The 11,922-nt window shown below is 58.0% G+C and carries 10 protein-coding genes; 9 read left to right on the forward strand and 1 reads right to left on the reverse strand.

Going from position 1 to position 11,922, the window contains the following annotated elements; genetic code table 11:
- Window positions 1–4 precede the first annotated feature (4 nt).
- Complete coding sequence (locus ACSBPQ_RS14455) at window positions 5–1,030, reverse strand: integron integrase (protein ID WP_442682784.1); 1,026 nt, start codon at window positions 1,028–1,030, stop codon at window positions 5–7.
- Between the two features lie 270 nt (window positions 1,031–1,300).
- On the opposite strand from ACSBPQ_RS14455, the gene qac reads away from it, so the two are divergent.
- From qac to ACSBPQ_RS14500, 9 genes are all read left to right on the forward strand, one after another.
- Window positions 1,301–1,633: a quaternary ammonium compound efflux SMR transporter QacL gene (gene qac / locus ACSBPQ_RS14460; protein ID WP_442682785.1), complete on the forward strand. Its 333-nt coding sequence runs from the start codon at window positions 1,301–1,303 to the stop codon at window positions 1,631–1,633.
- Window positions 1,634–1,773: 140 nt separating this feature from the next.
- Window positions 1,774–2,328 carry an aminoglycoside N-acetyltransferase AAC(6')-Ib4 gene (locus tag ACSBPQ_RS14465; RefSeq protein WP_003159191.1) on the forward strand — a complete coding sequence of 185 codons (555 nt, stop codon included), beginning with the start codon at window positions 1,774–1,776 and terminating at the stop codon, window positions 2,326–2,328.
- Between the two features lie 1,522 nt (window positions 2,329–3,850).
- A complete protein-coding gene (gene aadA1 / locus ACSBPQ_RS14470) occupies window positions 3,851–4,642 on the forward strand; it encodes an ANT(3'')-Ia family aminoglycoside nucleotidyltransferase AadA1 (protein ID WP_001206316.1) in 792 nt (263 codons plus the stop codon).
- Window positions 4,643–4,707: 65 nt separating this feature from the next.
- Window positions 4,708–5,103 (forward strand): hypothetical protein, encoded by a 396-nt coding sequence (locus ACSBPQ_RS14475; protein WP_442682786.1) that lies wholly within the window; start codon window positions 4,708–4,710, stop codon window positions 5,101–5,103.
- A gap of 1,179 nt (window positions 5,104–6,282) precedes the next feature.
- The gene (locus tag ACSBPQ_RS14480; RefSeq protein ID WP_242651443.1) at window positions 6,283–6,810 is read left to right on the forward strand and encodes a cation transporter; all 528 of its coding nucleotides are present in this window, start codon (window positions 6,283–6,285) and stop codon (window positions 6,808–6,810) included.
- 137 nt (window positions 6,811–6,947) lie between these two features.
- Entirely contained in the window at window positions 6,948–7,394 is a 447-nt protein-coding gene (locus ACSBPQ_RS14485; RefSeq protein ID WP_442682787.1) for a hypothetical protein, read from the forward strand.
- A gap of 71 nt (window positions 7,395–7,465) precedes the next feature.
- Window positions 7,466–7,987, forward strand: coding sequence for a hypothetical protein (locus ACSBPQ_RS14490; protein ID WP_442682788.1), 522 nt, complete (start codon window positions 7,466–7,468; stop codon window positions 7,985–7,987).
- A gap of 935 nt (window positions 7,988–8,922) precedes the next feature.
- Window positions 8,923–9,033: an SHOCT domain-containing protein gene (locus ACSBPQ_RS14495; RefSeq protein ID WP_442684603.1), complete on the forward strand. Its 111-nt coding sequence runs from the start codon at window positions 8,923–8,925 to the stop codon at window positions 9,031–9,033.
- 1,642 nt (window positions 9,034–10,675) lie between these two features.
- Window positions 10,676–11,326 carry a DUF998 domain-containing protein gene (locus ACSBPQ_RS14500; RefSeq protein WP_442682789.1) on the forward strand — a complete coding sequence of 217 codons (651 nt, stop codon included), beginning with the start codon at window positions 10,676–10,678 and terminating at the stop codon, window positions 11,324–11,326.
- Window positions 11,327–11,922: the final 596 nt, after the last annotated feature.

Below are 11,922 nucleotides of genomic sequence, written 5' to 3' on the forward strand. Positions count from 1 at the left end.
GCCGTCATTGCGCCGGGAGCAATGCTCCCGGCAAGCGGTCCAGAGGACTCAGCAATCCACCGGCACCGCGGCCGAGCACGTGGGTATAGATCTGCGTGGTGGCCACATCCTTGTGCCCCAGCAGCTCCTGCACCGTGCGGATGTCGTGCCCGGCTTCGAGCAGGTGGGTGGCGAAGGAGTGCCGCAGCGAATGGCAGGTCGCGGGCTTGATGATCCCCGCCCGCGTACGCCCGGCCTTGATCGCCCGCTGCAGCGTTTCCTCGGCGACGTGGTGACGCCCGATCCTGCCGGTACGCGGATCGCGCGAAACCCGTTCGGAAGGAAACAGGTACTGCCAGCCCGGCTCGCCCTCTGCGGCCGGATACTTCCGCGCCAGCGCGTTCGGCAGGTACACCCGGCCATGCCCCTGCAGCAGATCGGCACGATGCTGCAGCAGCGAGCGCTGCTGCTGGGCGGACAGCCGGTCCTGCAGCGAGGCCGGCAACGGTACCCGTCGATCCTTGTCGCCCTTGCCACTGCGCACGCAGATTTCGCGCCGCGCAAAATCCACATCCTTCACCCGCAACCGCAGGCATTCCATCAGCCGCATGCCGGTACCGTAAAGCAGGCGGGCCATCAGTTCCGTCAGCCCCTCCGGCATCGCCGCGAGCAATCGGGCCACTTCCTCCTGCGACAGCACCACCGGCAAGCGCCGAGGCCGTTTGGCCCGCACCACCTCCTCCATCCACGGCAGATCCACTCCCAACACTTCCCGATACAGGAACAGCAGCGCCGACAACGCCTGGTTCTGGGTGGCCCCCGATACATTGCCTTCCGTTGCCAATCGGGTAAGGAACGCCTCCACCTCCCGCGCCCCCAGCTGCTTCGGATGGCGCTTGCCATTGGCCAGGATGAAACGCCGGATCCAGCCGGTATAGGCCTGCTCGGTACGGATGCTGTAATGCCGGAAGCGGATCCGCTCCCTGACCTGATCAAGCAGTTTCGGCGATTGGGCACCCGTTACACCGGATGTCTGAGGGGTGTAACTCATAGGGCGGCACTCCTGCGGCATAACACCGCCAGCCTAGGGCTGCCAACGGCCCTGAAACGTCATCCAAGCCATTGAACAGGCGTAGGAATTCCCTGATTCACAATGCCCGCACAAACGACCATAATCTGCACATTGCCGCAATTAGGCGGTCCAATAAGCGTTAGATGCCATGTGGACAGTCGGGTGCTCACAGAAAAAATCTCCATGCAAGACTGTTTTCTGTTCTACGCCGGCCCCACTATTGTTCCTCGCGCGATAAGGAGAGGAAAGATGAAAAGCTGGCTGTTCTTGGCTATTGCAATAGTCGGAGAGGTCGTCGCAACATCCGCACTAAAATCCAGCGAAGGCTTCACAAAGATAGTCCCATCAGTTGTAGTTATTGCTGGCTATGGGATTGCGTTTTACTTCCTGTCTCTTGCGTTTAAGTCCATTCCGGTAGGAATAGCGTATGCGGTCTGGGCGGGGCTAGGTATCGTGCTTGTGGCGGCTATAGCATGGATATTTCATGGTCAAAAGCTCGACCTCTGGGCTTTTGTTGGCATGGGCCTCATAGTCAGTGGGGTCGCCGTGCTTAACTTGTTCTCAAACGCCAGTGCTCACTGACTCGGCTGGCATCTAACAATGCGTTCAAGCCGACACCGCTTCGTTACGCAAACCACATGGCAGGTACAGCTTGCCATGTGGTTCGCTCCACTGCGCGGCGCGGCTTAACTTAGGTGTTAGGCATCACAAAGTACAGCATCGTGACCAACAGCAACGATTCCGTCACACTGCGCCTCATGACTGAGCATGACCTTGCGATGCTCTATGAGTGGCTAAATCGATCTCATATCGTCGAGTGGTGGGGCGGAGAAGAAGCACGCCCGACACTTGCTGACGTACAGGAACAGTACTTGCCAAGCGTTTTAGCGCAAGAGTCCGTCACTCCATACATTGCAATGCTGAATGGAGAGCCGATTGGGTATGCCCAGTCGTACGTTGCTCTTGGAAGCGGGGACGGATGGTGGGAAGAAGAAACCGATCCAGGAGTACGCGGAATAGACCAGTCACTGGCGAATGCATCACAACTGGGCAAAGGCTTGGGAACCAAGCTGGTTCGAGCTCTGGTTGAGTTGCTGTTCAATGATCCCGAGGTCACCAAGATCCAAACGGACCCGTCGCCGAGCAACTTGCGAGCGATCCGATGCTACGAGAAAGCGGGGTTTGAGAGGCAAGGTACCGTAACCACCCCAGATGGTCCAGCCGTGTACATGGTTCAAACACGCCAGGCATTCGAGCGAACACGCAGTGATGCCTAACCCTTCCATCGAGGGGGACGTCCAAGGGCTGGCGCCCTTGGCCGCCCCTCATGTCAAACGTTAGGCCGCAGTTGTAAAAGTTGGGTGGTGGTTCCTGCTTCGGCAAACCCATTGCCCGTTTGCCGGTCGGCTCCGGTCACTGCTCTTCACCGTTCCCGGCATCGGCAAGTTTTCGACTCCGGCCCTGGCGTCACGTTTGCCGCATTCGGCTTGCGTTTGGCTTCGGTGGTTCCGCGCGTCCGGCTTCATCGGGCAAGCCCTGCCCTGCAGGCTGTGGCATCATCGGCCTGCGTTGGGTTGTTCAAGCCGGCAGCATTGCCTTCGGCAATTTCTCGGCCACTGCTGCCTAACAATTCATTCAAGCCGACGTCGCTTCGCGACGCGGCTTAATTCAGCGTTAGGCCTTGTTTCCCGCACTGTTGTTGCCGGGTTCCAGGCAATGTGTAGCGCCTCGCTTATCCGCAGCGTTTGCACCTCGCACGCACGGTGCAGGCATCGGCAGTCAGCCCTGCGGCGCCTCGGCTTCGGACGGGCGCGACTCTCCGCAAGGTTCGACCGGCCGAGTCGGCTTCGGACAGGGCGCTGTGAGAGTTCTTGGCCGCGCGAGTTGCTGGTTCTGGCTTCGGCCCCGGCAAGTGCCAGCCTCAGGCCATTCGGCCAGACTTGTTGTAGTGTTCGGCGCAGGGGTTGGGCTGTCGCCAGGTCGGGTGCAAGCCGGGCGTGCGGCGGCCTAACAAGTCGTTCAAGCCGAAGCCGCTTCGTTACGCAAACCACATGGCAGGTAAAGCTTGCCATGTGCTTCGCTCCACTGCGCGTCTCGGCTTAACTCTGGCGTTAGGCCGCAGTTGTAAAAGTTGGGTGGTGGTTCCTGCTTCGGCAAATCCATTGCCCGTTTGCCGGTCGGCTCCGGTCACTGCTCTTCACCGTTCCCGGCATCGGCAAGTTTTCGACTCCGGCCCTGGCGTCACGTTTGCCGCACTCGGTTTGCGTTTGGCTTCGGTGGTTCCGCGCGGCAGGCTTCGCTGGGCCAGCCCCGTCTTGCCGGCTGTGGCATCATCGACCTTCGTCTTGTTGTTCAAGTGGGCAGCATTGGCTTTCTGCTAGTTTCTCGGCCACTGCTGCCTAACAACTCATTCAAGCCGACGCCGCTCCGCGGCGCGGCTTAATTCAGGCGTTAGGCCGCAGTTGTAAAAGTTGGGTGGTGGTTCCTGCTTCGGCAAATCCATTGCCCGTTTGCCGGTCGGCTCCGGTCACTGCTCTTCACCGTTCCCGGCATCGGCAAGTTTTCGACTCCGGCCCTGGCGTCACGTTTGCCGCACTCGGTTTGCGCTTGGCTTCGGTGGTTCCGCGCGTCCGGCTTCATCGGGCAAGCCCCGCCCTGCAGGCTGTGGCATCATCGGCCTGCGTTGGGTTGTTCAAGCCGGCAGCATTGGCCTTCGGCAATTTCTCGGCCACTGCTGCCTAACAATTCATTCAAGCCGACGTCGCTTCGCGACGCGGCTTAATTCAGGCGTTAAACATCATGAGGGAAGCGGTGATCGCCGAAGTATCGACTCAACTATCAGAGGTAGTTGGCGTCATCGAGCGCCATCTCGAACCGACGTTGCTGGCCGTACATTTGTACGGCTCCGCAGTGGATGGCGGCCTGAAGCCACACAGTGATATTGATTTGCTGGTTACGGTGACCGTAAGGCTTGATGAAACAACGCGGCGAGCTTTGATCAACGACCTTTTGGAAACTTCGGCTTCCCCTGGAGAGAGCGAGATTCTCCGCGCTGTAGAAGTCACCATTGTTGTGCACGACGACATCATTCCGTGGCGTTATCCAGCTAAGCGCGAACTGCAATTTGGAGAATGGCAGCGCAATGACATTCTTGCAGGTATCTTCGAGCCAGCCACGATCGACATTGATCTGGCTATCTTGCTGACAAAAGCAAGAGAACATAGCGTTGCCTTGGTAGGTCCAGCGGCGGAGGAACTCTTTGATCCGGTTCCTGAACAGGATCTATTTGAGGCGCTAAATGAAACCTTAACGCTATGGAACTCGCCGCCCGACTGGGCTGGCGATGAGCGAAATGTAGTGCTTACGTTGTCCCGCATTTGGTACAGCGCAGTAACCGGCAAAATCGCGCCGAAGGATGTCGCTGCCGACTGGGCAATGGAGCGCCTGCCGGCCCAGTATCAGCCCGTCATACTTGAAGCTAGACAGGCTTATCTTGGACAAGAAGAAGATCGCTTGGCCTCGCGCGCAGATCAGTTGGAAGAATTTGTTCACTACGTGAAAGGCGAGATCACCAAGGTAGTCGGTAAATAATGTCTAACAATTCGTTCAAGCCGACGCCGCTTCGCGGCGCGGCTTAACTCAAGCGTTAGGCCTCTATGGAAAATATTCGCTGCCATGATTACACCAGAGCAGCCTCAGGCCGTTCAGGCTGGGGGATCCACTCGTTCAAGGGCGATCCCCGTGGACTCGTCCAAGTAGACGCATCAGGATATCGTGAGGAAAATGGGCCGAATGGCCTGACCTTTCATAAGCTAGAAGCTGGCGACCTGTATGCAGTATCTCTCCCTGACGGCACAGGGCTGTACGAGATCAAGTCTATCCGCTATCACGGCGGAGAGCCCGGAGACACTTACAGTGCTGACATCCAATACCTTCAGCATGTCACTGGCCTTCCTATCATGGAGCATCTATTTGATCCCGCCTATAGCGCCCGCAATTTGTGGTGGAGCGCCCGGCTCAAGGCAAGTGCAGATCAGCAGCCAGAGGCCTAACAATTCATTCAAGCCGACGCCGCTTCGCGGCGCGGCTTAATTCAGGCGTTAGACCGCAGTGTGGCAAAGGTCGGGTTGTTTCCTGCTTCGGCAAATCCACTGGCTGTTTTCCGGTCGGCTCCGGCCACCGTTGTTCACCGTTTCCGGTATCGGCCAGTTCACGACTTCGGCCTTGGCGTCAGGTCCGCCACACTCGCATTGCATTTGGCTTCGGTGGCTCCGCGCGGCAGGCTTCACTGGGCAAGCCCCGTCTTGCCGGCTGTGGCATCATCGACCTTCGTCTTGTTGTTCAAGTGGGCAGCATTGGCTTTCTGCTAGTTTCTCGGCCACTGCTGCCTAACAACTCATTCAAGCCGACGCCGCTCCGCGGCGCGGCTTAATTCAGGCGTTAGGCCGCAGTTGTAAAAGTTGGGTGGTGGTTCCTGCTTCGGCAAACCCATTGCCCGTTTGCCGGTCGGCTCCGGTCACTGCTCTTCACCGTTCCCGGCATCGGCAAGTTTTCGACTCCGGCCCTGGCGTCACGTTTGCCGCATTCGGCTTGCGTTTGGCTTCGGTGGTTCCGCGCGTCCGGCTTCATCGGGCAAGCCCTGCCCTGCAGGCTGTGGCATCATCGGCCTGCGTTGGGTTGTTCAAGCCGGCAGCATTGCCTTCGGCAATTTCTCGGCCACTGCTGCCTAACAATTCATTCAAGCCGACGTCGCTTCGCGACGCGGCTTAATTCAGCGTTAGGCCGCAGTGGGTCAAAGTTGGGGTGGTTCCTGCCTCGGCAAATCCACTGGCCGTTTACCGGTCGGCTCCGGCCACCATTCTTCACCATTTTTGGCATCGGCCAGTTCACGGCTTCGGCCTTGGCGTCAGGTTCGCCACACTCGGTTTGCCGTTGGCTTCGGCTGCTCCACGCTTCCAGCTTTACCGGGCAAGCCCCGTCTTTCGGGCTGTGGCATCATCGGTCTTCGTTGTGTTGTTCAAAGCAGGCAGCAATGGCCAACTGCAACTCCATCGGCCACTGCTGCCTAACAACTCATCCAAGCCGACGTTGCTATCGCAACGCGGCTTAATTCAGGCGTTAGGTGTTTTACAGACTTCGAGGTTGACATGTCCGATTGCGGGTGCGAGATGGAGGCAAACAACGAGCAGGAACGAAAGACTCTCAGGCTCATTCTTGGGATCAATGCTTTCATGTTCGCCGTCGAAATGGCGCTTGGGCTCTTTGCGCAATCCACGGGCCTCATCGCCGACTCTTTAGATATGCTGGCGGATGCAGGTGTGTACGCCATCAGTCTCTATGCTGTTGGCAAAAGCGACATTCTCAAGATAACAGCTGCAAAATTCAGTGGTTTTGCCCAAGTGGCCCTAGCCTTAATTGTGCTTACCGATGTAATCAGGCGATTCGTTCTCGGCAGCGACCCCGAAAGCACGGTGATGGTCACAGTAGGCACCGTTGCATTGATCGCTAATGTTATTTGCCTTTCTCTCATTGCCAAGCACCGAAGCGGTGGCGTGCACATGCGGGCGTCATTTATATTCTCCAAGAATGACGTCATTGCCAACCTGGGCGTCATTCTTTCTGGCGCGCTCGTGTGGGCGTTTGGCAGTCGTTATCCTGATCTTATAGTTGGTTTCGTAATCGCATTTGTTGTGCTTCGTGGCGGGATCCAAATTCTTAGGGATGCGTCATCGCAAAAATCAGGCGCTCCCAGTGACTGATGCAGAAACACCTAACATTGCGTTCAAGCCGAAATTGCATCGCTACGCCAACAACATGGCAGGAGGAGCTTGCCATGTTCTTGGCTACGCGCTGCAATTCGGCTTAACTTAAGCGTTAGGTGCTCACGGAGTGAACGATGAATCTGAGTGATCTTCTGGCAGTTTTTGCATTAGTTATCTCATTTGCTTCGGTTGTGTACGCGCGCGCATCTGCGAAAGCCGCTAAGGCCGCCAATAAAATTGGCCTTCATCAACCTCGGAAAGATATCTATGACGGGCTTCTGCATTTCAGGAGCCTGTTCGTTGGCATGGACCTTCACCCTACAGATGAAGAGATTGATACCTTCTACGCCAAATCTGTAGCCCCTGCCCGCATCTACCTCCAGCCAGAGCTTGCAAAGCGCATCCATTCCATCTACAAGAAATCTTGGGAGCTGTTTCGGCTGATAGAGGTTGCTGAGAGTGGCGAGCGCCCACAAATGTCAAAGTGGGACTACATCAAGCCATTCCAAGAATTAGGTCGGACGGAGCTAGAGGCGGTCATTGGGGCGGTGGCAGAAGAAATCCATGTTGGCCGCACCTAACAATTCATTCAAGCCGACGCCGCTTTGCGGCGCGGCTTAATTCAGGCGTTAGGCGGCAAGGGAGACATTCGGTGACTGAAGATGACTTCGACGACGACTGGGACTTCAGCCCGTTTGGCTCGGCTGCCGAGGCAAGGAAGCGAGCTTTGCTTGTAACAGCTGGTAAGCCGGCACATTCCCTTTCGCCCATCGAAATATTCGAGCTCGTAAAAAATTCGGTCCATCTAGAGAAGTTCGTACCCCTCGCATTGGACCTGATCGAAGCGGGTCGTGACTTCGATCTTGGACCGGTTGAGGACGAGTGGAGAATCCTAGAAAGGCAGCACGAGTACTTTCGCCAACATCACAACCAGAGAGTTCGCTTTGAAAGGCTTTCGAGAAACCGCTACAGCCTGAGAGCCGGTGATGTTGGTGTCTACCGTAAGTGCGGACGCTGCACCGACGGCGTTGGTGAACTTAAGAATCTATACTCCACAAAGGAGGCGGCGCTTTCTGCGGCTGCCAAGCGATCTGCAGCAACTTCGCTCCGTCTGGAAGCCTACAAGTGCCCACATCAGGATGGATGGCATCTCACGAAGGCAGATCGCGTGTGAGCTGTAAGTCGTCGCCGCCTAACAATTCATTCAAGCCGATGCCGCTTCGCGGCACGGCTTAATTCCGGCGTTAGGCCGCAGTTGTAAAAGTTGGGTGGTGGTTCCTCCTTCGGCAAATCCATTGCCCGTTTGCCGGTCGGCTCTGGTCACTGCTCTTCACCGTTCCCGGCATCGGCAAGTTTTCGACTCCGGCCCTGGCGTCACGTTTGCCGCACTCGGTTTGTGTTTGGCTTCGGTGGTTCCGCGCGTCCGGCTTCGTCGGGCAAGCCCCGCTCTGCAGGCTGTGGCATCATCGGCCTGCGTTGGGTTGTTCAAGCCGGCAGCATTGGCCTTCGGCAATTTCTCGGCCACTGCTGCCTAACAATTCATTCAAGCCGACGCCGCCTCGCGGCGCGGCTTAATTCAGGCGTTAGGCCGCAGTTGTAAAAGTTGGGTGGTGGTTCCTGCTTCGGCAAATCCATTTCCCGTTTGCCGGTCGGCTCCGGTCACTGCTCCTCACCGTTCCCGGCATCGGCAAGTTTTCGACTCCGGCCCTGGCGTCACGTTTGCCGCACTCGGTTTGCGCTTGTCTTCGGTGGTTCCGCGCGTCCGGCTTCATCGGGCAAGCCCCGCCCTGCAGGCTGTGGCATCATCGGCCTGCGTTGGGTTGTTCAAGCCGGCAGCATTGGCCTTCGGCAATTTCTCGGCCACTGCTGCCTAACAATTCATTCAAGCCGACGTTGCTATCGCAACGCGGCTTAATTCAGGCGTTAGGCGCTGACCGCTGTTAGTCGCCGTTTGGGAGAAGAAGCGTGGGAAGTTTCAGCTTGTGGCACTGGCTCATCGTTCTCGTGATGGTAGGGGTGCCTGCCCTCATCGTCGCCGGGATCATCTGGCTTATCGTTCGCGCCAGCCGGGGTAGCAATCGCCAAGCGGTACAGCCGCGCATCCCTCCGATGAGCAACACAGAGGTCAGGCTTGCCGAGCTCGCCGCACTGTTGAGAGCCGGCCACATTACGCAGGAAGAGTACGAACGGCAGCGTGCTGCCGTGATCGCTAGTGTCTAGGCACGCGCCTAACAATTCGTCCGAGCCGACGCCGCTTCGCGGCGCGGCTTAACTCAGGTGTTAGGCGCCAGATCAGATGTGCTGGCAACTTGGGGAAACTCTGTGAGAAACCTAACCCTTGCTCTTGCGCTGTACGCTTCAGCTGGACTCGCCGTTGCTCAAGAGATCTCCAAACCGCATACCGTCTATCGGTGCACCGTAGATGGCGTTCTGCACTACATGGCCCGTCCAATCCAAAACGCAGACTGCCAAGCCGTGTCAGTGCAACCGGCCCCGCAGCAACTCTTGGCAGGCCCTCCCAGCATCCTTTCGCAGTGCTTGGATGCACCACGCGGGTCCATGCTGGTTGGCCCTTCTGCACGCGCGAGAGAGTGCACCAGGCAGTATTGCTCGCAGCCGAGCTACAAAGCCATTGTGTCCGCGTATGCCATGAGCAGACCGCAATCTGACACAGACCAACGAGTTGCTTTGACTTGCATTACACGTGCAGAGCAGGATATGAAACGGTAGGGGCGTCGTGCTGAGTACCGGCATGGCGCCTAACAATTCGTTCAAGCCGATGCCACTTCGCGGCACGGCTTAACTCAGGCGTTAGGCGGCATTGGTAAACGATGGGTGGCGGTTTCTGCTTCGGTCTGTCTCTCGGCTGTTTGCCGGTCGGCTCCGGCCACCACTTTTCATCATTTGTGGCATCGGCAAGTTCACCGCTTCGGCCCTGGCCCCAAGTTCGCCGCACTCGGTTTGTCATTGGCTTTGGCAAGTCCACGCGGCAAGGTTTCTGGGGCAAGCCCCGGCCCCGCAAGCTGTGGCACTATCGGCCTTCGTTGTGCAGTTCAGGCGGGTGGTTTTGGTCAGCGGCTAAACATCTCGGCCAATCCCACCTAACAAGTCATCCAAGCCGACGTTGCTACGCAACGCGGCTTAATTCTGGCGTTAGGCCGCAGTTGTAAAAGTTGGGTGGTGGTTCCTGCTTCGGCAAACCCATTGCCCGTTTGCCGGTCGGCTCCGGTCACTGCTCTTCACCGTTCCCGGCATCGGCAAGTTTTCGACTCCGGCCCTGGCGTCACGTTTGCCGCATTCGGCTTGCGTTTGGCTTCGGTGGTTCCGCGCGTCCGGCTTCATCGGGCAAGCCCTGCCCTGCAGGCTGTGGCATCATCGGCCTGCGTTGGGTTGTTCAAGCCGGCAGCATTGGCCTTCGGCAATTTCTCGGCCACTGCTGCCTAACAATTCATTCAAGCCGACGTCGCTTCGCGACGCGGCTTAATTCAGGCGTTAGGCCTCACAGAGCAAGATCATGGCAGCTTCAACAGAGCAAGAGTTGGGTGCACGTGCAGTCTCACCAGCCGAGGTAAGACCCGACGGCCATCTCACTTTGCCGCGCAGCTTTGGCGTCTACGAGCTTCCGGCCCGGTCAGGAGCAACGCGACGCTTTCGCCTCGGCAACCACCCTATTCGCGAGTCGGAACTTCATCGGGAGTTCGGTGGCTGCAAGCTCTTGTACCTATTCTTGCAGCGATCGGATGCAGTGCAGATGGCTTCTCTGCTCAATGGGCGTGAGGCCTAACAATTCATTCAAGCCGACACCGCTTCGCGGCGCGGCTTAATTCAGGCGTTAGACGGCACAGGGAGTGCGTCGCAAATGATGTCTCAGAAGAAAATCGGGCTTGTTGCAGTAGCGACTCCGTTCTGGTTCCTGTTGGTCTACCTCGTGATGTCGGCCATGCGGCCGGACTACCTGCACACGGATCAGGCAATAAGCGAGCTGGGCAGTCTGGATGCTCCGAACCTATGGGCATGGAACGTGCTCGGCTACATCCTGCCCGGGCTCGCCGTCGCGCTTTTAGGCATCGGAGTGCGTCGGGAGCTGGCCACATATGAGGTCCGTGCCACGGCACCCGCAATGGCCCTCGTGGCTGCAGGTCTACTTATGTCGCTGTCGGGTGCGTTTCCGGCCAACATGGCGGACTTCAGATCTCTTACCACGCTCCTCCACACAGTCGGCAGCTTTGGGTGTTACCTCGCGTTCCTCGTAGCTGGTTTTTGGCTGCCCTCGGCACTCCGACGGGTGCACTCGTTGCGGTGGGCGGCCACCCCCTCGCTCGTGCTCGTCATTGCATCGGTCGTAACCGGGTTTCTGCGCTTCGCCGGTATGGCCAGCATCGGTCAGCGCATCACGTTCGCGTGCTTCTTCCTGTGGGTCTTGCTGCTGGGCTGGGCACTTTGGCGTGCCAACGGCCCGTCGGCGCCGTCTAACAATTCGTCCAAGCCGACGCCGCTTCGCGGCGCGGCTTAACTCAGGCGTTAGGCCTCACAGAGCAAGATCATGGCAGCTTCAACAGAGCAAGAGTTGGGTGCACGTGCAGTCTCACCAGCCGAGGTAAGACCCGACGGCCATCTCACTTTGCCGCGCAGCTTTGGCGTCTACGAGCTTCCGGCCCGGTCAGGAGCAACGCGACGCTTTCGCCTCGGCAACCACCCTATTCGCGAGTCGGAACTTCATCGGGAGTTCGGTGGCTGCAAGCTCTTGTACCTATTCTTGCAGCGATCGGATGCAGTGCAGATGGCTTCTCTGCTCAATGGGCGTGAGGCCTAACAATTCATTCAAGCCGACACCGCTTCGCGGCGCGGCTTAATTCAGGCGTTAGGCACCACAGGGGAGTTCTTCGTCAGTGCCACGATACCGAGTCATTATCACGGGCACCGGAATGAACATTCCGCCGGAAGGCTCTAGTGGCTTCGCCACCACTCGCTTTGTCCGTGCCGTATCGGAGAATGAGGCAGCAGGTAAGGCTCTTGCCTTGGTTGCAGCGTCTGTCGCGTCGGAGCCCGCATTTTCAACCTCGCCCTCCCCAACATTGGCGGTTGATCAGGTTGTACGCGTCCGCAGTC

Source organism: Stenotrophomonas sp. JC08 (assembly GCF_052180205.1).
GTDB lineage: Bacteria > Pseudomonadota > Gammaproteobacteria > Xanthomonadales > Xanthomonadaceae > Stenotrophomonas.